This window comes from Variovorax sp. PMC12, assembly GCF_003019815.1.
GTDB lineage: Bacteria > Pseudomonadota > Gammaproteobacteria > Burkholderiales > Burkholderiaceae_C > Variovorax.
This window is the reverse complement of the sequence record NZ_CP027773.1, coordinates 3,884,740-3,905,004: the sequence shown is the minus strand read 5'-3', so window position 1 is coordinate 3,905,004 and position 20,265 is coordinate 3,884,740. Positions and strand designations below refer to the sequence as shown.

19 protein-coding genes and 1 riboswitch are annotated in these 20,265 nt (G+C 68.7%); of the genes, 13 read left to right on the top strand and 6 right to left on the bottom strand.

Annotated elements, in window-relative coordinates; translation table 11 throughout:
• Positions 1 to 36: 36 nt before the first annotated feature.
• From C4F17_RS18030 to C4F17_RS17995, 8 genes are all read left to right on the top strand, one after another.
• A complete protein-coding gene (locus C4F17_RS18030) occupies positions 37 to 798 on the top strand; it encodes a transporter substrate-binding domain-containing protein (protein ID WP_106936160.1) in 762 nt (253 codons plus the stop codon).
• Between the two features lie 7 nt (positions 799 to 805).
• Entirely contained in the window at positions 806 to 1,474 is a 669-nt protein-coding gene (locus tag C4F17_RS18025; RefSeq protein WP_081271409.1) for an amino acid ABC transporter permease, read from the top strand.
• Positions 1,475 to 1,622: 148 nt separating this feature from the next.
• Entirely contained in the window at positions 1,623 to 2,195 is a 573-nt protein-coding gene (locus C4F17_RS18020; protein WP_106936159.1) for a HutD/Ves family protein, read from the top strand.
• A gap of 27 nt (positions 2,196 to 2,222) precedes the next feature.
• Positions 2,223 to 3,449, top strand: coding sequence for an imidazolonepropionase (gene hutI / locus C4F17_RS18015; RefSeq protein ID WP_106936158.1), 1,227 nt, complete (start codon positions 2,223 to 2,225; stop codon positions 3,447 to 3,449).
• Positions 3,446 to 4,828 (top strand): formimidoylglutamate deiminase, encoded by a 1,383-nt coding sequence (locus tag C4F17_RS18010; RefSeq protein WP_106936157.1) that lies wholly within the window; start codon positions 3,446 to 3,448, stop codon positions 4,826 to 4,828. The genes hutI and C4F17_RS18010 overlap by 4 nt, the downstream gene beginning before the upstream one ends.
• Before the next feature lie 7 nt (positions 4,829 to 4,835).
• Entirely contained in the window at positions 4,836 to 5,660 is an 825-nt protein-coding gene (gene hutG, locus C4F17_RS18005; protein WP_106936156.1) for an N-formylglutamate deformylase, read from the top strand.
• Between the two features lie 40 nt (positions 5,661 to 5,700).
• A complete protein-coding gene (locus C4F17_RS18000) occupies positions 5,701 to 6,753 on the top strand; it encodes a homocysteine S-methyltransferase family protein (protein WP_081271405.1) in 1,053 nt (350 codons plus the stop codon).
• 167 nt (positions 6,754 to 6,920) lie between these two features.
• Positions 6,921 to 7,601 (top strand): SH3 domain-containing protein, encoded by a 681-nt coding sequence (locus C4F17_RS17995; protein WP_106936155.1) that lies wholly within the window; start codon positions 6,921 to 6,923, stop codon positions 7,599 to 7,601.
• Positions 7,602 to 7,608: 7 nt separating this feature from the next.
• Here the strand turns inward: C4F17_RS17995 and C4F17_RS17990 are convergent, their stop codons facing one another.
• Positions 7,609 to 8,538, bottom strand: coding sequence for a LysR family transcriptional regulator (locus C4F17_RS17990; RefSeq protein WP_106936154.1), 930 nt, complete (start codon positions 8,536 to 8,538; stop codon positions 7,609 to 7,611).
• A 122-nt stretch (positions 8,539 to 8,660) separates the two neighbouring features.
• Between C4F17_RS17990 and C4F17_RS17985 the strand changes: the two genes are divergently transcribed.
• Entirely contained in the window at positions 8,661 to 9,098 is a 438-nt protein-coding gene (locus C4F17_RS17985) for a PACE efflux transporter (protein ID WP_081268086.1), read from the top strand.
• 12 nt (positions 9,099 to 9,110) lie between these two features.
• On the opposite strand, the gene C4F17_RS17980 is transcribed toward C4F17_RS17985, so the two are convergent.
• Both C4F17_RS17980 and C4F17_RS17975 read right to left on the bottom strand, forming a co-directional pair.
• Positions 9,111 to 10,046 carry a lipase secretion chaperone gene (locus tag C4F17_RS17980; RefSeq protein ID WP_106936153.1) on the bottom strand — a complete coding sequence of 312 codons (936 nt, stop codon included), beginning with the start codon at positions 10,044 to 10,046 and terminating at the stop codon, positions 9,111 to 9,113.
• 16 nt (positions 10,047 to 10,062) lie between these two features.
• A complete protein-coding gene (locus C4F17_RS17975) occupies positions 10,063 to 11,019 on the bottom strand; it encodes an esterase/lipase family protein (protein WP_275892588.1) in 957 nt (318 codons plus the stop codon).
• Positions 11,020 to 11,206: 187 nt separating this feature from the next.
• A riboswitch (S-adenosyl-L-homocysteine riboswitch) is annotated at positions 11,207 to 11,282 on the top strand.
• A 79-nt stretch (positions 11,283 to 11,361) separates the two neighbouring features.
• Between C4F17_RS17975 and metH the strand changes: the two genes are divergently transcribed.
• Genes metH through C4F17_RS17955 form a run of 4 tightly spaced genes read left to right on the top strand, consistent with a single transcriptional unit; the run spans position 11,362 to position 17,329 of the window.
• Positions 11,362 to 14,076, top strand: coding sequence for a methionine synthase (gene metH / locus C4F17_RS17970; protein WP_234382162.1), 2,715 nt, complete (start codon positions 11,362 to 11,364; stop codon positions 14,074 to 14,076).
• Between the two features lie 54 nt (positions 14,077 to 14,130).
• Positions 14,131 to 15,960 (top strand): ArnT family glycosyltransferase, encoded by a 1,830-nt coding sequence (locus C4F17_RS17965; protein ID WP_106937602.1) that lies wholly within the window; start codon positions 14,131 to 14,133, stop codon positions 15,958 to 15,960.
• Complete coding sequence (locus C4F17_RS17960; RefSeq protein ID WP_106936150.1) at positions 15,957 to 16,931, top strand: glycosyltransferase; 975 nt, start codon at positions 15,957 to 15,959, stop codon at positions 16,929 to 16,931. Before C4F17_RS17965 ends, C4F17_RS17960 begins: the two co-directional genes overlap by 4 nt.
• Positions 16,928 to 17,329, top strand: coding sequence for a GtrA family protein (locus C4F17_RS17955; RefSeq protein WP_081268091.1), 402 nt, complete (start codon positions 16,928 to 16,930; stop codon positions 17,327 to 17,329). Before C4F17_RS17960 ends, C4F17_RS17955 begins: the two co-directional genes overlap by 4 nt.
• 9 nt (positions 17,330 to 17,338) lie before the next feature.
• On the opposite strand, the gene C4F17_RS17950 is transcribed toward C4F17_RS17955, so the two are convergent.
• Genes C4F17_RS17950 through C4F17_RS17940 form a run of 3 tightly spaced genes read right to left on the bottom strand, consistent with a single transcriptional unit; the run spans position 17,339 to position 20,041 of the window.
• Positions 17,339 to 18,538: an amidohydrolase family protein gene (locus C4F17_RS17950; RefSeq protein ID WP_106936149.1), complete on the bottom strand. Its 1,200-nt coding sequence runs from the start codon at positions 18,536 to 18,538 to the stop codon at positions 17,339 to 17,341.
• The gene (locus tag C4F17_RS17945; protein ID WP_081268093.1) at positions 18,493 to 19,248 is read right to left on the bottom strand and encodes a TetR family transcriptional regulator; all 756 of its coding nucleotides are present in this window, start codon (positions 19,246 to 19,248) and stop codon (positions 18,493 to 18,495) included. The genes C4F17_RS17950 and C4F17_RS17945 overlap by 46 nt, the downstream gene beginning before the upstream one ends.
• Positions 19,249 to 19,267: 19 nt before the next feature.
• Entirely contained in the window at positions 19,268 to 20,041 is a 774-nt protein-coding gene (locus C4F17_RS17940; protein WP_081268094.1) for a ferredoxin--NADP reductase, read from the bottom strand.
• Positions 20,042 to 20,265 lie beyond the last annotated feature (224 nt).

The following is a 20,265-nucleotide window of genomic DNA, read 5'->3' as shown; positions in this document are numbered from 1 at the left end:
GCTTTTTCTTTTTCATTCCCTCGGAAGCCTTTCACCATGAACACCCGCCGCTCCCTCATTTCCGTTGCCGCCGCCGCGCTCTCCGGCCTCGCTCTCTTCGGCTTCGCCGGCGCCGCCCAGGCGCAAGGCGAGCCGCTGCGCGTGGCCACCGACGCCACCTTCCCGCCGATGGAATTCGTGGAGAACGGCAAGCGCACCGGCTTCGACGTGGAACTGGTCGAGGCCATCGGCAAGACGCTGGGCCGCAAGATCGAGTGGATCGACATCGACTTCAAGGGCCTCGTGCCGGGCCTCATTTCCAAGCGCTTCGACATGGCCGTCTCGGGCATCTACATCACCGACGAGCGCAAGAAGGTCGTCGACTTCACCGTGCCCTACTACGCGGGCGGCCTGGTGGTGATGGTGAAGGACGGCAACACCGCCATCAAGACGCCGGCCGACATCAACGGCAAGAAGGTCAGCGTGCAGGTGGGCACCAAGTCGGTGAGCTACACCAAGGAGAAATTCCCGCAGGTGCAGCTGATGGAGGTCGAGAAGAACCAGGAGATGTTCAACCTCGTCGACATCGGCCGCGCCGACGCCGCCGTGACCGGCAAGCCCGCCGCCTACCAGTACGTGCGCACGCGCGGCGGCCTGAAGGTGCTGCCCGAGCAGATCACGACCGAGGAGTACGGCATGGCGATCCGCAAGGACACGCCCGAGCTGACCAAGGCGGTGAACGGCGCCATCGAGAAGCTGAAAGCGGACGGCACCTACGACCAGATCGTGAAGAAGTGGTTCAGCGCCAACGCCAAGTAAGCAGGCCATGGATCTCGATTTCTCGCCGGTCTGGCAGGGCTGGCCCGACCTGCTGCGCGGCGCGCTGGTCACGGTGGAGATCACCGCCTGCGCGCTGGCCCTGGGTTGCGTGCTGGGCCTGCTGGTCGGCATCGGCCGGCTGAACCCGAAGCGGCGCTGGATCTACGGCGCGTGCACCGCTTACGTGGCGGCCATCCGCGGCACGCCGCTGCTGGTGCAGCTGTTCATCCTGTTCTTCGGCCTGCCGCATTTCGGCATCCTGCTGCCGGCCTTCGTGTGCGGCGTGCTGGGGCTCGGCGTGTATTCGGGCGCATACGTGTCGGAGATCGTGCGCGGCGCGATCCAGTCGATCGACAAGGGCCAGACGCTGGCGGCGCAGTCGCTGGGCATGACGCCCGGGGTGGCCATGCGCCAGATCGTGCTGCCGCAGGCGGTGGTGCGCATGATCCCGCCGCTGGGCAACGAGTTCATCGCGCTCATCAAGAACTCGGCGCTGGTGTCGCTGCTGACCATCCACGACGTGATGCACGAGGGGCAGAAGATCATCAGCGTGTCTTACCGTTCGCTGGAGGTGTACCTGGCGATCGCGGTCGTGTACTTCGTGCTCACGGGCACCATGACGCTGATCCTGAGGCACTTCGAGCAGAAGCTGCGCCAGGGCGGGTTGATGCGATGAGCGTGGCTTCCGTATGCGCATTTCTCCCTCCCCCGCTGGGGGAGGGCAGGGGTGGGGGCACGACGGCCTCGACCCAGTCGCAACGCTCATCGGGCGCCGCCCCCATCCCCGCCTTCCCCCAGAGGGGGAAGGAGCAAGAGGCTCGGCAATGAGCGGCCCGCAGCGCTTCTCGCGCACCTCGCTTCCCGTCACGCCCTGGAAAAACGGCGGCGGCACCACGCAGCAAATCATGAGCTGGCCGCAGGGCGCGGGGCTCGACAGCTTCGGCTGGCGCGTGAGCATCGCGAGCATCGCGGCGGCGGGGCCGTTCTCGGTATTCGCAGGCGTCGACCGCAGCATCACGCTGCTGGAAGGTGACGGCGTGCGCCTCTTCACGCACGACGGGCGCATCGACCATCGCCTCGACGTGCCGCACCGGCCCTTCGCCTTCAGCGGCGACGAGGCCATCGACTGCACGCTGCTCGGCGGTGCGTCCAACGACTTCAACGTGATGACGCGACGCGGACAGTGGCGCGCCGAGGTGCGGGTTCTCGACAGCGCATCGGCCATCGACGCCGCGCCGCACGGCGTGCTGCTCGCGCTGCGCGGGGCATGGCGCCTGAATGATGAAGCGTGCCGCGAAGGCGAGGGCCTGCAGTGGGCCGACGCCACGCAGGCCTGGCAGGCGCTGCCGGAGGCCGCCGACGCACGGCTGCTCGCGGTGCGCATCCTGCCTGCCTGACCCGCAAAGCCAACGAGAAGAAAGACGATGAAACCCGCCAACGAATTTCCTTCCGCCGACGGCCTCTGGACCGGTCTTCGCCTCGCCACCGATGCCGCGGTGGAGGGCGCCATCGTCGTGGCGCAGGGCGCGGTCCGCTGGGTTGGCGCACGCAGCGCACTGCCGGCGGAATTCGCCGGGCTCAAGCAGCAAGACGGCGGCGGCGCGCTGGTCACGCCGGGGCTGGTCGATTGCCACACGCACCTGGTCTACGGCGGCCAGCGTGCCAACGAATTCGCGATGCGCCTCGCCGGCGCGAGCTACGAAGAAGTGGCGAAGGCCGGCGGCGGCATCGTGTCTTCGGTGCGCGCCACGCGCGAGGCCGACGAAGACACGCTGTTCGCGCAGGCCGCGAAGCGGCTCGAACAACTGCTGGCAGACGGCGTGTGCGCCATCGAGATCAAGTCGGGCTACGGCCTCTCGCTGGAACACGAGCGCAAGCAACTGCGCGTGGCGCGGCGCCTGGGCGAGGCCTATGGCGTGACGGTGCGCACCACATTCCTCGGCGCGCACGCGCTGCCTCCTGAATACGCGGGCCGCAGCGGCGACTACATCGACCTCGTCTGCAACGGAATGCTGCCCGCGCTGGCGGCCGAAGGGCTGGTCGACGCGGTCGACGTGTTCTGCGAGCGCATCGCCTTCACGCTCGGGGAGACCGAGCAGGTCTTCAAGGCCGCCAAGGCGCTGGGCCTGCCGGTCAAGCTGCATGCGGAGCAGCTGTCGGACATGGGCGGCGCCGCGCTGGCCGCGCGCTACGGCGCGCTCTCGTGCGACCACATCGAGCACCTGTCGGCCCAGGGCATCGAGGCGATGCGCCAATCAGGCACCGTGGCCGTGCTGCTGCCCGGCGCCTACTACACGCTGCGCGACACGCACCTGCCGCCCATCGACGCGCTGCGCGCCGCGGGCGTGCCGATGGCGGTTTCTACAGATCACAACCCCGGCACCTCGCCGGCGCTGAGCCTGCTGCTGATGGTGAACATGGCCTGCACGCTGTTCCGCCTGACGGTGCCCGAGGCGCTGGACGGCGTCACCGTGCACGCGGCACGCGCGCTCGGCCTGCAAGACACGCACGGCGCCATCGCGCCCGGCATGCCTGCCAACTTCGTGCTGTGGAACGTGCGCGAAGCGGCCGAACTGGCCTACTGGTTCGGCCAGCGGCCCGTGCGCACCGTGGTGCGCCAGGGCCGCATCGCCATCGGAGCCAACGCATGACACACACTCTTTTCGCGGCCGACGCGCTGCTGCCCGAAGGCTGGGCCAGGAACGTCCTGCTGGCGTGGAACGATGCGGGCCAGCTCACGCAGGTTCAGTCCGGTGCGCAACATCCGGCGGACACGCAAGCCGCCACCGGCCCCCTGATCCCCGGCATGCCCAACCTGCATTCGCACGCCTTCCAGCGCGCCTTTGCCGGCCTCACCGAGCACCGCGCCGAGCAGCAGGACAGCTTCTGGAGCTGGCGCACGCTGATGTACCGCTTTGCCGCGCGCCTCGGCCCGCAGCACATGGAAGCCATCGCCACCTGGCTCTACGCCGAGATGCTCGAAGCGGGCTACACCAGCGTGTGCGAGTTCCAGTACGTGCACCACGACGTGGACGGCCGCCCGTATGCCGGCGACGCCACGCTGAGCCTGGCCCTGCTGCGCGCGGCGAAGAAGGCCGGCATCGGCTTCACGCTGCTGCCCGTGCTCTACCAGACCGGCGGCTTCGGCGACCTGCCGCCCACCGAGGGGCAGCGCCGCTTCATCCGCTCGACCGATTCGATGCTGCGCCTGCTCGAAGCGCTCAAGCCGGCTTGCGACGCGCAGGGCGCGCGCCTCGGCCTCGCGCCGCACTCGCTGCGCGCCGTGCCGCCCGAAGGCCTGCGCGATGCGATCGCGGGGCTCGAAGCCATCGACCGCACCGCGCCCATCCACATCCACATCGCCGAGCAGACGAAGGAAGTGGACGACTGCGTGGCCTGGAGCGGCCTGCGCCCGGTCGAGTGGCTGCTCGACCACGCGCCGGTCGATGCGCGCTGGTGCCTGGTGCACGCCACGCACATGAACGACGCGGAGTACGAATACGCAGCCCGCAGCGGCGCGGTCGCGGGCCTGTGCCCGACGACCGAAGCCAACTTGGGCGACGGCATCTTCGACTTCGCCAAGTGGCGCAGCCACGGCGGCGCATGGGGCGTGGGCTCGGACAGCCACGCCAGCGTGAACGCGGCCGAAGAGCTGCTGATGCTCGAATACAGCCAGCGCCTGGCCAGGCGCCAGCGCAACGTCGGCGCCAGCGCGGCGCAGCCGCATGTCGCGACCGCGCTCACGATCGAGGCAGTGGAGGGCGGCGCGCAGGCCGCGGGCCGCGCGGTCGGCGGACTTGCGGCGGGGCAGCAGGCCGACTTCGCCGTGCTCGACGCGTCGCACCTCGCGCTGCAGGGACTGCCGGCGCCCGATATGCTCTCGGCCCACGTCTTCGCGAGCCACCGCACCTCGGCCATCGACAGCGTCTGGGTGGCGGGCCGCCCGCGCGTGTCGGCCGGCCGCCACGCGCTGCACGACGAAGCCGCGGCCGCCTTCGTGGCCGCGCGCACCCAACTACTCAAGGATTGACCCCACCATGGCCTTCACCACCGCCGAACCGCCATTCCGTTTTCGCCAGGGCACGCGAGCGCTGCTCATTTCGATGCCCCACGTCGGCACGCACGTGCCGCCGGCGCTTGCCGAGCGCTTCACGGAAGAAGCGCGCCACGTGCCCGACACCGACTGGCACCTCGAACGGCTCTACGACTTTGCCGATGAACTCGGCGCCTCGGTGCTCGTGGCCACGCACTCGCGCTACGTGATCGACCTGAACCGTCCGCCGGACGGCGCGAGCCTGTATCCCGGCCAGAGCGTCACCGGCTTGTGCCCGGTCGACACCTTCGACGACACGCCGGTGTATGCCGACCCCCGCGACCTGCCGGGCGACGAGGAAACCGCCGAGCGCCGCGACGCCATCTGGCAGCCCTATCACGCCAAGCTGGCCGAAGAACTCGCCCGCATCCGCGCGCAGCACGGCGTGGCCGCGCTGTGGGACGCCCACTCGATCCGCTCGGTGCTGCCGCGTTTCTTCGAAGGCAAGCTGCCCGACCTGAACCTGGGCACCGGCAAGGGCGTCAGCTGCGATCCGGCGCTGGCGCAGACGCTGCTGGGCATCGCCGAAAGCGCCACCGGCTACACGGGCGTGCTCAACGGCCGCTTCACCGGCGGCTACATCACGCGCAACTACGGCAACCCGGCGCAGAACGTGCACGCGGTGCAGCTGGAGATGACGCAGTCGAGCTACATGCAGGAGAAGCTGCCGTTCGACTACCTGCCCGAGGTGGCGGCAGGCGTGCAGCCGCATGTGCGGCGCATGATCGAGGCGGTGCTGGATTTCGTGGAGAGCCGCCGAAAGGGCTGACGCCCGCCAGGGGCGGGCCCGCTTTCTACAATCGGAGGCTATGAAGCCCGTCATCTACACCCACGGCCAGGCCCTGCCCGGCATCCTCGCCAAGCGCATCGCCATCCTCGACGGTGCCATGGGCACGATGATCCAGCGCTTCAAGCTCACCGAGGAGCAGTACCGCGGCGAGCGCTTCAAGGACTTCGATCGCGACGTCAAGGGCAACAACGAACTGCTGTCGCTCACGCGGCCCGACGTGATCCGTGACATCCACGAGGGTTACCTCGCGGCCGGCGCCGACCTGATCGAGACCAACACCTTCGGCGCGACCACCATCGCGCAGGAGGACTACAAGATGGCCCACCTGGCGCGCGAGATGAACCTGGAATCCGCCCGGCTGGCGCGCGCGGCCTGCGACAAGTTCAGTACGCCGGACAAGCCGCGCTTCGTGGCCGGCGCCCTCGGCCCGACGCCCAAGACGGCGAGCATCAGCCCCGACGTGAACGACCCGGGCGCGCGCAACGTCAATTTCGAGGAGCTGCGCGCGGCCTACTACGAGCAGACCGAAGCGCTGGTCGAGGGCGGCGCCGACGTGATCCTGGTCGAGACCATCTTCGACACGCTCAACGCCAAGGCCGCGCTGTTCGCGGTGGACGAGTATTTCGACAACAGCGGCAACCGCCTGCCGCTGATCATCAGCGGCACGGTGACCGACGCCTCGGGCCGCATCCTGAGCGGCCAGACTGTCACCGCCTTCTGGCACAGCGTGCGCCATGCGCAGCCGCTGGCCATCGGCCTGAACTGCGCGCTGGGCGCTGCGCTGATGCGCCCGTACATCCAGGAGCTGGCGCGCGTGGCCGGCGACACCTTCATCAGCTGCTACCCGAACGCCGGCCTGCCCAACCCGATGAGCGACACGGGTTTCGACGAGACGCCGGACGTCACATCGCGCCTGCTGCACGAGTTCGCGGCCGAGGGGCTGGTGAACATCGTGGGCGGCTGCTGCGGCACCACGCCGGACCACATCGCCGCCATCGGCCAGGCCGTGGCACCGATGCCGGGGCGTGCGCTGGGCGCCCACAGCGCGGGCTTCTACCGCGAAGCAGCATAAAGAGGCTCGCCCCCAGGCTTCGCGCACTTCGTGTCGCTGCGCCTTCGCCGTGCCGGGGGCAACACCTGAGGCCCGGCTGAGCCGGTTCCTCGGTGTTCGCTGAATCGGCCCCGCGCTGATTGACGGGCTGGGGGTCCCGGCATAGGCTGGGCCCAAGGAGCCTTGCCATGAACTCATTCCCACGACGCTGGGGCGGCATCGCCGCGGTCGCCCTGCTGCTGCCGCTTTCGGCGGCGGCGCAGCAGGCCTTCACGCGCGGCGCCGTGAACCTGCGGGCTGGCCCGTCGGGCGACTATCCGCTGGTGGCGCGCCTGGCGCCCGGTCAGCCGCTCGATGTGGTGGGCTGCACCAGCGGCTACGGCTGGTGCGACGTGCTGCTGCCAGACGGCGGGCGCGGCTGGGTCTGGGCGCGCAACCTCGACTACGCCTACCAGGAGCAGCGCGTGCCGCTGGCCACCTACGGCGCGGTGATCGGCGTGCCGATCGTCGGCTTCGCGATCGGCAGCTACTGGGGCAACTATTACCGCGACCGGCCGTGGTACGGCGACCGGCGCTGGTGGGGCGGCAGGCCGCCGCCGCCGGTGGCCGGCTGGCAGCCACCGCCGCCGAGCCGGCCGGGATGGCAGCCGCGTCCCTGGCCGGGACCGGGCTTCCGGCCGCCGGGGCCGGGCGTGCGTCCACCGCCCCCGCCCGGCATCCGGCCTCCGGTCGACCCCGGCTTCCGGCCGCCGCGGCCGCATCCGGGGTTCCGGCCCGGGCCGCCTCCCGGCATGCCGCATCCAGGCGGTGGCGGCGGTTGGCACCACGGCGGTGGCGGACACCACGGGGGCGGTGGACACCGGCCCTGACCGGCCGTCATCCTTCGCCGCCGGTCTTGGGCCCGCATTCGCCGGGGGGCCGGCGATCCCGCCCGATCAGCGACACGAAGCGCTGCGCCCCCAGGCCGAGCGGGCGCTCGCGTGACCACACCACGTCGACCCACAGGTCGAGCCCGTTGCTGAGGTTTTCGAACGGAATTTCCACCAGCGCGCCTGCCGCCACGTGAGGCCGCGCGAAGTTGCGCTGCAGCCAGCCCCAGCCCAGCCCGGCGGTGATCAGGCTCAGCGCGGCCAGCGCGTTGTCGGTGCGCCAGACATGGCGGGCGAACACGAAGCGTGGGTCGCTGGTGGCAAGGTCGCGCCCGGCGACGACGATCTGCCGTGTGTTCGTCAGGTGGTCCTCGCGCAGCTTGCCGCCGGGGGCGGCGAGCAGCACCGGGTGGTCGGGCGCCATCACCGCCACCATGAGGTCGCTGCCGACTTCCTGGAAGCCTTCCCGGCCGTCGAGGCTGGGGCGCTCGAACACCAGCGCCAGTTGCGCGCGGCCGCTGTGCAGCAGTTCGAGCGCATCGGCCTGCGGAGCGGCCAGCACCTCGACCTGCAGCAGCGGGTATTCCTGCGCCAGCGTGGCCAGCGGGCCGCTCCACGGCGCGGCCAGCAGCTCGGGTGCGATGGCCAGCGTGAGCCGGTCTTCCAGGCCCTGGGTCAGCGCGAGGGCCTGCACCTGCAACTGCTTGAGCTGGGTCGCCAGCATGCGCGCCTGCGGCTCCAGCGAGCGCGCGGCGGCGGTGGGCTGGGGCTCGCGGCCCTTGCGGTCGAACAGCGGCAGATCGAGCTCGGCTTCGAGGTTGGCGATGGCCATGCTCACGGCCGAAGGCACCCGGCGCAGCGCACGGGCCGCCGCCGAAAAGGAGCCGTGGTCGATCACGGCCAGGAAGACTTCGACGTTCTCGCTGGTGAAGGCCATTGGCTTGCGCTTTCGGGTCGATCTATCAGTAAAACTGAAATAAGTTAACTTTTTATATCAGCAAGAGACACATAAAGTCCACCTATCGCATTTCATTCATCCAGAACGCAAGAGGAAAAATCATGCAGGGGCTTCGCCGTCGTGTTGTCTACATCTCCCTTTACGAAGGGATCGCCATCGTCGCCGCCAGCGCCGGCCTGGCATTGATGACCGACGCCGGCCTGGGCCATTCCGGCGCGCTGGCGGTGGCTGCATCGGTGATCGCGGTGCTCTGGAACCTGGCTTTCAACGCCTTGTTCGAGCGCTGGGAGTCGCGCCAGGCGGTGCGCGGGCGCAGCGTGCGCCGCCGCATCGCCCATGCCATCGGCTTCGAGGGCGGGCTGGTCGCGTTCCTGGTGCCGATGTTCGCCTGGGGCCTGGGCGTGTCGCTCTGGCAGGCGCTGGTGATGGACCTGGGGCTGGTGGTGTTCTTCCTGGTCTACACCTTCGTCTTCAACTGGGCCTTCGACCGCATCTTCGGCCTGCCGGCCTCGGCGATGGGCGAGGCGCAGCCGGCCTGAGGCGCCAGGTGCCTACTGCCCGCCCGGCGGCGCGACGGGTTTGCGCGCCGCGGCCGAGCGCATCGCCAGCGCGCCGCTCAGGCGCAGGCGCTCGGTTTCGTTGAAGAGCGTTTCGCGCAACCGGGCCTGTTCGGCTTCGGACGCCGCCGCGTAGCGGTCGAGGCGCGCATTCCAGTCCTGGTTTTCCTGGTCGAGCGCCGCGAGGTTGCGGGCCACTTCGTAGCCGTAGGCTTCGCTGCGCGCGGCAAAGCGCTCCTGCGGGCTCGCGCCTCGCGCCTCGAGCGCGGCGGTCTGCTGCATCACGTCGGCATGGGCGACGGCTTCCCGGCGCGCTTCGCGCTGTTCCGGCGACAGCCATGCCTGCTCGCTTTGCTTCAAGGCAGCGGTGCGCTGCTCGGGCGTCAGGGCGGTGTTGGCGAGCAATTCCAGCTTGTCGGCCATGAAGTTGTCCTGGCGGATCTGGTCGCCGAACAGGCCTTCGATTTCCTCGGGCGCGAAGTAGCGCCGGCGCATCGCCTCGCGCGCCTGCAGGGCCCGGCGCAGTTGCGCGGGGTCGCCGGGCGCGGGCGGCGGCATGGAGGTCAGGGCCTCCTGCATGTCGACATAGCGTTCGAGCAGTCCGAGCGCGCGCACGCGCCAGTCCTCGCGCAGGTACTTGGCCAGCAGGGCGGGGGCCTTGGCCATGAAGGCGGCCTTGTTGTCGGCCCGCGCCTCGGACAGCACCTGGTCGAAGATGGAGATGAGCGAGCTGTTCAGCAGGGCGTCGGGCACGGCGGCTGCCGTTGCGGTGTGCGCGGGTCGTGGCTCGGGGCCTGCCGTGGCGGTGGTCGCCGCGGCAGGCCCGCGTTCTGCGGCGAAGGGGCCGTCTTCGTCGGGAAGGCTCGCGAACCAGCCGCCGCCGACCGCGATCAGCACCGCGCCGCCCGCCGCCCAGGGCACCCACCGCATTCCCACGGCCGGCGCCTCAGAGGCCCGCGCTCTTCAGCCGCGCGGCCTGGTCCTTGAAGATCTCCGGCACCTTCTTCTCGTAGTACGGAAACTGGCTGCCGTAGGTGTTGCCCAGCACCTGGTTGACCTCGTCGAGGTGGTTCTGGCGGTAGTCGCCCAGGTGGGTGCCGAGCCGCGTGGTGCAGGTCGCGAGCAGGCCGTCGTTGTCTTCGCCGAAGAAGGCGAGGGTGCCCAGCGCCGACAGCGGCGCGTCGCTCGGGTCGAACAGGCTGAAGCCGGTCGACACGCCCGACCACGAGTAGTAGCGCACGCCGTTCACCACCGCCGCGCCGCTCTTCACGCTGCACGACGAGCCCTGCGCGGGCCGTCCCTGCGGGAACTTTGCGTCGAAGGCCGCGCCACCGGCCGTGGTCAGCGAGGCCAGCGCGTTCAGCGGGACTTCCGGCAGCTGGCTCGGGTCCTTGCCCGAGAGGAAGCCGATCACGCTGGTCAGCAGCCCCACGGCCTTGACGACCACGCCTTGCGCGATGCCGCCCTCGGGCAGCCTGGCGAGCAGGTCGGCCACCTTGGAGCCGCCGTTCGCGCCGCCCACCGAGGTGACCGACGCCACCATGTCGGGCGCCACCGCCGCCACATAGCGCACCGTGGGCGCGCCTTGGGAATGGCCGATCAGGTTGAACTTGAGCGTCGGGTTCTTTTCCAGCGCGCGGATGGTCTTGAGCTCCTGCAGCAGCTGCTCGCCGCGGATCTCCGAGGTGTTGGTACCCGAGACCTGCGCCACGTAGACCCGCGCGCCGGCGCCGGCCAGCTTGTCGGGAATGCCGTAGAAGTAGTCGACGCCCAGCAGGTTGTCGAAGCCCAGAAGGCCGTGGACCAGCACGATGGGGTATCTGGTCCTGGCCTCGTCGGAGGCCGCCCGGGCCGTCACCAGCGTCGAGCTGCCGCTGGCGGCCGCGCGGGCCATGGGGGTCATCGCCATCGTCGCCGCGGCAAGCCCGCAGCAAAGAACCACATTCCACTTCATGGCCATCCGGCACTCCCTGACGTCGGTTGAAAAAACGAACGTTCGTTCGGAAACGGTGGCCGCATTCTGTGGATGCGGGCGGGAATGGAAACTGGGGTTTTCCCCGTGGCGGGTTGAATCGCCCTAAAATGCTCGCCTTCCCAAGGAGCGTTGCAGCGGCGGGCCACAGCGGCCGGCCGTCAGGCTTGGGGCGACAACGACGCTCGCCTGTTCGACTCTTCCGCAGGTGAGGCCATGTCCCAGATTCCCGCTCCAGCTACCCCCGATTCCGCCCCCCTGGCACCCCCGCCCATGAAGCTGTCCGGCCTCGAGCCGGTCGCCATCGGCGAAGGCACGCTGTTCGTCAACATCGGCGAGCGCACCAACGTCACCGGCTCCAAGGCCTTCGCGCGGATGATCCTGAACGGCCAGTTCGAAGAGGCGCTGGCCGTGGCGCGCCAGCAGGTCGAGAACGGCGCGCAGGTGATCGACATCAACATGGACGAGGCCATGCTCGACAGCAAGGCCGCCATGGTGCGCTTCCTGAACCTCATTGCCAGCGAGCCCGACATCGCGCGCGTGCCGGTGATGGTCGACAGCTCGAAGTGGGAGGTCATCGAGGCCGGCCTGCGCTGCATCCAGGGCAAGGGCATCGTCAACTCCATCTCCATGAAGGAGGGCGTCGACAAGTTCAAGCACGAGGCCAAGCTGGTCAAGCGCTACGGCGCCGCCGCCGTGGTCATGGCCTTCGACGAGAAGGGCCAGGCCGACACCTACGCGCGCAAGATCGAGATCTGCGAGCGCGCCTACCGCATCCTGGTCGACGAGGTGGGCTTCCCGCCCGAAGACATCATCTTCGACCCGAACATCTTCGCCATTGCCACCGGCATCGAGGAGCACGACAACTACGCGGTCGACTTCATCAACGCCGTGCGCTGGATCAAGGAGAACCTGCCGGGCGCCAAGGTGTCGGGCGGCGTCAGCAACGTGAGCTTCAGCTTCCGCGGCAACGACCCGGTGCGCGAGGCGATCCACACCGTGTTCCTGTACCACGCCATCAAGGCCGGCATGGACATGGGCATCGTCAACGCCGGCATGGTGGGCGTGTACGACGACCTGGAGCCGACCCTGCGCGAGCGCGTGGAAGACGTGGTGCTCAACCGCCGCCCCGACGCCGGCGAGCGCCTCGTCGAGGTGGCCGAAACCGCCAAGAGCGGCGCCAAGGACGACAGCAAGAAACTCGAATGGCGCGGCACGCCCGAGAACCCGGTGCACGTCAACCAGCGCCTGTCGCATGCCATGGTGCACGGCATCACCGACTTCATCGTCGAGGACACCGAAGAGGCCTACCAGCAGATCCTCGCCAAGGGCGGCCGTCCGCTGCACGTGATCGAAGGCCCGCTGATGGACGGCATGAACATCGTGGGCGACCTGTTCGGCCAGGGCAAGATGTTCCTGCCGCAGGTGGTGAAGTCGGCGCGCGTCATGAAGTCGGCCGTGGCCCACCTCATTCCCTACATCGAGGAAGAAAAGCGCCAGGACGAGGCCGCAGGCCGCGACGTGCGCACCAAGGGCAAGATCATCATCGCCACCGTGAAGGGCGACGTGCACGACATCGGCAAGAACATCGTCACCGTCGTGCTCCAGTGCAACAACTTCGAAGTGGTGAACATGGGCGTGATGGTCCCGTGCCACGAGATCCTGGCCAAGGCGAAGGTCGAGGGCGCGGACATCGTGGGCCTGTCGGGCCTGATCACGCCCAGCCTCGAAGAGATGCAGTACGTGGCCGGCGAGATGCAGAAGGACGACCACTTCCGCATCAGGAAGATCCCGCTGCTCATCGGCGGCGCCACCACCAGCCGCGTGCACACGGCCGTGAAGATCGCGCCGCACTACGAAGGCCCGGTGGTCTACGTGCCCGATGCCTCGCGCAGCGTGAGCGTGGCGCAAAGCCTGCTGAGCGACCAGGCGACCGCGTACATCGACGAGATCAACGCCGACTACGAGAAGGTGCGCCAGCAGCACGCCAACAAGAAGCAGGTGCCGCTGTGGCCGCTGGCCAAGGTGCGCGCCAACAAGACGCCGATCGACTGGTCGAGCTACACGCCGCCTTGCCCCAAGTTCATCGGCCGGCGCGTGTTCAGGAACTTCGACCTGACCGAGCTTGCCAAGTACATCGACTGGGGGCCGTTCTTCCAGACCTGGGACCTGGCCGGCCCGTTCCCGGCCATCCTGAAGGACGAGATCGTCGGTACCGAGGCCGTGCGCGTGTACGCCGACGGCCAGCGCATGCTCAAGCGCCTGATCGAAGGCCGCTGGCTCAGCGCGAGCGGCATCGTCGGCTTCTGGCCCGCCAACACGGTGAACGACGACGACATCGAGCTCTACACCGACGAGACGCGCAGCGAGGTCGCGCTCACCTGGTACGGCATGCGCCAGCAGACCGAGAAGCAGGTGATCGACGGCGTGATGCGCCCGAGCCGCTGCCTGGCCGACTTCGTCGCGCCCAAGGCGAGCGGCCTGAAGGACTACGTGGGCGTGTTCGCCGTGACGGCCGGCCTGGGCGTGGAGAAAAAAGAGAAGTACTTCATCGACGACCTCGACGACTACTCCGCCATCATGCTCAAGGCCCTGGCCGACCGGTTGGCCGAGGCCTTCGCAGAGTCGCTACACCACCGCGCGCGCACCGACCTCTGGGGCTACGCGAGCGACGAAAGCCTGAGCAACGACGACATGATTGCCGAGAAATACCGCGGCATCCGCCCCGCGCCCGGCTATCCCGCCTGCCCCGACCACAGCGTGAAGCGGCCGATGTTCGACCTTCTGGGTTGCGCGGACATTGGAATGACCCTGACGGAAAGCCTCGCTATGATGCCCGCCGCCAGCGTGAGTGGTTTTTACTTAAGTCACCCCGATTCCACCTACTTCAACGTCGGCAAGATCGGGCATGACCAGTTGCAGGACCAGGCCGCGCGGCGCAAGGAGAGCGAGGCCGACCTGGAGCGCCTGCTGGCACCCAATCTTTGAACCCGCCGGCCGGTCCCCAGCCGACCGGCACCGGGAGTTGCTATTCAGAAATTGATATTCGCGGCCGCGCACTACGCGGCACTGGCGGTCTTCATCACCAGCAGCTGGGGTTTCGGCCGCGCATTGCTCGGCCGCCTGGCTCCGCCGCCCCGGCGTGACGCCTGGCTGGAGGCCGCGATGGCCGTGGCGCTGGGCATGGGGCTCTTCATCTGCGCGTTCCAGGCGCTGGCCATCTTCGGTGCCTTCCGGCCCGGGGCCACGCTGGCACTGGTGCTGGCAGGCGTGGCGGCCGCCGCGATCCAGTTGCCCGGCTGGCTGCGCGAGCGGCGTGCCATGCGTTCCGGCGAGGCCGCGGCGCCCTGGACCCGTTATGAGCGCATCGCCGCCATCGCGCTGGCGCTGGTCGCGCTGCCCGCCCTGGTGGCGCCGCTCGCGCCGCCCTTCGCCTTCGACGAGCTGATGTACCACCTGCCCTATGCGCGGCAGGTCGCGCAGCAGGGCACGCTGGGCATCCACGACTGGCTGCGCTACCCCTGGTTCCCGTACAACTACAACCTGCTGTATGCCGCCGCGCTGCAGCTGGGCGACGACGTGCTGCCGCACTTCCTCAACGCCCTGGCGGGTGCGCTGTCGGTGGTGATGCTCTACCGCCTCGGCATGCAGCATGCCAACCGGCTCACCGCCTGCATCGGCGCGGCCATCTGGCTGGGGCTCGGCGACTACTCCAACGCGCTCATCGACATGGGCGTCGCGCTGTTCGTGCTGTCGGCGTGCGTGGCGCTGTGGTGGTGGCGCGAGTCGCAGCCCGGCAGGCCGGTGCACGGCGGCATGCGCTGGCTGGGGCTCGCGGCCTTCTTCCTCGGCGTGGCCGCCGGCTCCAAGTACCAGGCGCTGGTCTTCATGCCGCTGGTGGCGCTGTTCGTGGTGCGCCAGGAGCGCAGCCCCAAGGCCTGGGCGCTGGCGCTGGTGTGCTTCCTGCTGCCGTGCATCTACTGGTACGCGCGCAACTTCGTCATGACGGGCGATCCCTTCAATCCCATCGGCGCGCGTGTGTTCGGTTTCACCGAATGGACGCCGGCCGACTACGTGCAGCAGGTGGCCGACGTGCGCGTGCACGCCGAGATGCCCAATGCGCTGATCTGGTCGTTCTTCCTCGCGCCCTTCGGCGTGCTGTGGAAGCGCTCTGCCGCCGTGCGCGCGGCGGGCTGGTTCTGCCTCTACTCGGTGGCCGTGTGGGTCGTGACCTCGCGCTACCCGCGCTACCTGATGGCGTCGTTCCCGCTGCTGGCCCTGGTCTCGGCCGTCGGCTGGCAGGTGCTGTTCGGATGGATCTCGTCGGGCCTGCGCCGCTTGTTCGGCCGCAAGGACGAGCGCGAGGCCGGTGCTGCGGTCGCGACAGGCGCCATGAGCCGCGACACCGCCCGCGCCGGCGCCCGCATGGGCGACTGGGTGGCCGTGCTGCTGCTGGCCGTGCTGGCGGCCGTGGCGGTGCGCCAGACCGCGGTCAAGGTCGGCATGATCTCCGTCACGCCCGAGACGCGCGAAGCCTTCCTGCGCAAGCACGTGCCGGGCTATGCCGCCATGGACTACCTGCGCCGCAACGCCACCGGCCGGGTCTACCAGGTCGCGCTGAACGAGGCGATCTACTACGGCCCCAACCCGATCTGGGGCGACACCCTCGGCCCTTGGCGCTACACCGACTTCGGCAAGCTGTCGGGCGGCGACCTCGCGCGCAAGCTCACGGGGCTGGGCTTCGTCGCCGTGGTGCTGCCGGACTCCGTCGTGCCCGTGTTCAGCGCCCGGGTCGACTTCGACAAGTACTTCGCCGTGCAGTTCGAACAGGACGGCAGCCGCGTCTACCGTATCCTCCCCGTCGCACCATGACCGACGCCGACCCCCACGCCCACGCCCGCCATCCCTTGCGCATCGCAGTCGTCATCCCCTGCTACAACGAGGCGCTGGCCATCGCGCAGGTGGTCGAGGGCTTCCGCGCAGCGCTGCCCGAGGCCGAAGTCCACGTCTTCGACAACAACTCCAGCGACGGCACCGCCGCCGTCGCGCGCGCGGCCGGCGCCGTCGTCACGCACGTGGCCGCGCGCGGCAAGGGCAACGTGGTGCGGCGCATGTTCGCCGACGTCGAGGCCGACGTGTACGTCATGGCCGACGGCGACGCCACCTACGACGCCGCCGCCGCGCGCCGGCTGATCGACCGGCTGGTGGAGGGCAACCTCGACATGGTGGTCGGCAACCGCGTCGACGACGGCCGGAACGCGCTCACCTACCGTGCGGGCCACCGCTTCGGCAACCGGCTGCTGACCGGCGCCGTGGTGCAGCTCTTCGGCGGCGGCCTGACCGACATGCTCTCGGGCTATCGCGTGTTCTCGCGGCGCTACGCCAAGTCGTTCCCGGCGCTGTCGCGCGGCTTCGAGATCGAGACCGAACTCACCGTGCACGCGCTCGAGCTGCGCATGCCCTACGCCGAGGAAAGCACCGCCTACAGCACGCGGCCCGAAGGCTCCGAGAGCAAGCTCTCGACCTACCGCGACGGCTGGCGCATCCTCAAGACCATCTGCAAGCTGTTCGTGAGCGAACGGCCGCTACAGTTCTTCTCGATCATCGGGGCCTTCCTGGTGGCCCTGTCGGTCGTGCTGGCGGTGCCGCTCTTCATGACCTACATGCACACCGGCCTCGTGCCGCGCCTTCCCACGGCGGTGCTGGTGACGGGTGCCATGCTGGCCGCGATGCTGTCCTTCGTCTGCGGCATCGTGATGCACGCCATCACGCTCGGGCGGCGGGAGGCCAAGCGGCTGCGCTACCTAGCGATACCGGGCGTGCGCGCGGCTGTCCACCGATGAAGATCGGCCGGGAGTTCCTGTCGTTCGCCTTGATCGGCGTGATCGGGCTCGTCGTCGACGTGGTGGTGCTGTACCTGCTGGCGCCGCTGCTGGGCTGGTACGTCGCGCGCGTGGTGTCGTTCCTGGCGGCGGCGACCACCACCTGGGCCTTCAACCGCCGCTACACCTTCGCGGCCGGCGCGGCGGCCAGCCGTTCCATCTGGCGTGAGTACTTCGGCTATCTCGCCACCATGACCGCCGGCGCGGTGCTGAACTACGGCGCCTACGTGCTGACCCTGCACTGGGTCGAAGGCCGCTGGGCCGCCGCGCTCGGCGTGGCCATGGGCAGCCTTGCCGGGATGAGCGCCAATTTCCTGTCGGCGCGCTACCTGGTGTTTCGCTCGCACCGCGGCGGCTGAGGCCGCCGGTCAGTGCGCGCCTGAAACCACCACCGGGATCTCGGTCGCAGGCGGCGTGTTGCGGCTGCGGCCGCAGCGCACGATGCCGTCGATCATCACCATGCCCACGCCCGGAATGTCGCCGAGCTGCACGCTTTCGAGCAGGCCCGGCGCGGGCGAATGCTGCGCGCGGTCCATGAAGACGAAGTCGGCGTCGCGGCCCACCTCGACCAGCCCGCAGTTGAGCTTGCGGATCTTCGCGGTGTTGCCGGTGGCGAAGCAGAACACCAGTTCGGCCGGGATGTTCGCGATGGACGACAGCATTGCCACCATGCGCAGGATGCCCAGCGGCTGCACGCCGGAGCCCGCGGGCCCGTCGGTGCCGAGGATCACGCGGTGCGGGCACTTGAGCTCGAGTGCTGCCTTGGCCGCGGCGATGGCCACCTTCTCGTTGCCGTTGTGCACGATCTCGATGGCGCGCGAGCTCTTCTCGCACAGCTCGCACACGTGCGCCTCGGGCAGCGAGGTGTGGCCGCCGTTGATGTGGCCGATGATGTCGGCGTCGGCTTCGAGCACCACGTCCTTGTCGATCAGGCCCGAGCCGGGAATCGACGGGCCGCCGGTGTGGATGGTGCTCTGGATGCCGTACTTGCGTGCCCAGGCCACCATCTCCTTCGCTTCATAGCCGGCCTTGACCGAGCCCAGGCCCACTTCGCCGAGCAGGCCCACGCCGGCTTCGGCGAGTTCCTTGAAGTCGCTCTCGACCATGCCCTTCTCGATGACCGGCGCGCCGGCCAGCACCTTCACGCCGCCGGGGCGGAAGTTGTCGAACGCGCGCTGCGCCGTGATGGCCAGGGCCTTCAGGCCGACGATGTCTTTCGGGCGGCCGGGCAGGTGCACTTCGCCGGCGGAAATCATGGTCGTCACGCCACCGTGCATGGTCGAGTCGATCCAGCCGAGCTGGCCCTGGCGCGGCGTCCAGTCGCCGAACACCGGGTGCACGTGGCTGTCGATCAGGCCGGGCGCGACGCAGGTCTTCTTCGCGTCGATGACGGTCTTCGCGCCTTCGAGGTCGCAGTCTTTCTCCTTGCCGACCGCGACGATCAGGCCGTCGTTCACCACGATGGTGTCGGCATCGAGGATGGGCTTGTCGATGTCGCCCGAGAGCAGCAGCCCGATGTTCTTTATGACGACCTTGCCCGACTTGCCGCCGGCTGCGATTTCTGCCATTTCGTGTTTTCCTCGTGGGGTGGGGTGTTGTCTTGTACGTCGTCCGCGCGCACGGTGCGCAGCACGGTCTCGATCACGAAGTCTTCCCAGTGCGTGATCGCCTCCGGCGACTCCAGCGGCTCGCCGAGGAAGGCGGTGAGCGTGTGCCGGTTGGAGGTGTAGAAATAGCCGGTGGACGCGATCAGCAGGTAGATGTCGCGCGCCACAAGGTCCTTGCGGAACAGGCCCTGCGCGGCGCCGCTGGCCAGGATTTCCGCAATGATCGCCACCGCGCGCGACGAATACTCGCGAGCGCGCAGCGACTTGGAGATGTGCCGGCCCTTGTGCAGGTTCTCGGTGTTCAGCAGCGTGACGAACTCGGGGTTCTTGCGGTAGTAGCCCAGCACGAAGCGGATGACTTCGGTGAGCGCCTCCACCGGCCGCGAAGCGTCGAGCGCAATGGCGGCCTCGGCGTCGTCCATCCGCTGGTAGATGCCTTCGAGCACCGCGATGAAGAGGCCTTCCTTGCTGCCGAAGTAGTAATAGATCATGCGGTCGTACGACTTGGCGGCCTTGGAGATCTTCTCCACGCTGCCGCCGTCGTAGCCGTACTTGGCGAACACCTTGGTCGCCGACTTCAGGATGCTGTCGCGCGTGGCCTGCGCGGCCGCCTCGCGCACGCCCGTGCGGCGCTGCGGCTTGGGCTTGGCGGTGGAGCGGCTGTCGGCCATCGTGCGCGCGACGTCCTGCCTACTTTTCGGCGAAGGCGCGTTCGACGACGAAGTCGCCCGGCGTGCTGGTGTTGCCTTCCTTGAAGCCGCGCTTTTCCAGGATGTGCTTCAGGTCGACCAGCAGGCCCGGGCTGCCGCACAGCATGACGCGGTCTTCCTCGACGTTGAGCGGCGGCAGGCCGAGGTCGTCGGTGAGCTTGTTGCTTTCGATCAGGTCGGTGATGCGGCCCTGGTTGCGGAACTCCTCGCGCGTGACGGTGGGGTAGTACAGCAGCTGGTTGGCGATCATCTCGCCCAGGATCTCGTGCTTGGGCAGGTGGTCGGTCACCAGGTCGTGGTACGCCAGTTCGTCGACCTGGCGCACGCCGTGCACCAGAATGACCTGCTCGAACTTCTCGTAGGTCTCCGGGTCGCGGATGATGCTCATGAACGGTGCGAGGCCGGTGCCGGTGCCGAACAGGTACAGGCGCTTGCCCGGCAGCGTGTAGTCGATCAGCAGCGTGCCGGTGGGCTTGCGGCCCACGATGATGGTGTCGCCCACCTGGATGTGCTGCAGCTTCGAGGTGAGCGGGCCGTCTTCCACCTTGATGCTCAGGAACTCGAGATGCTCCTCGTAGTTCGCGCTCACGATGCTGTAGGCACGCAGCAGGGGCTTGTTGTTGACCTTCAGGCCGATCATCGTGAAATGACCGTTCGAGAAGCGCAGCGACGGGTCGCGCGTGGTGGTGAAGGTGAACAGGCGGTCGGTCCAGTGGTGGACGCTCAGGACGCGTTCTTCGCTGAATGCACTCATACGAAACTCAAGAGTTGGTTGGGACGGAGGAAGGTGGCTGAGCCGAAATGCACGCCTGTGGGGCATGCGGCCGTCGGCCGGCTTCGAACCCTCCATTGTCGTTGGTCGGAAAAACCCCGATGAACATCGCGAGAAAACACCATTGCAAGCATCGGGCCTGTTTGCTACATTGCCCTCGAATGTAGTGAACGCAACATGAAAGTGTAGGGAATGCTACACAAACG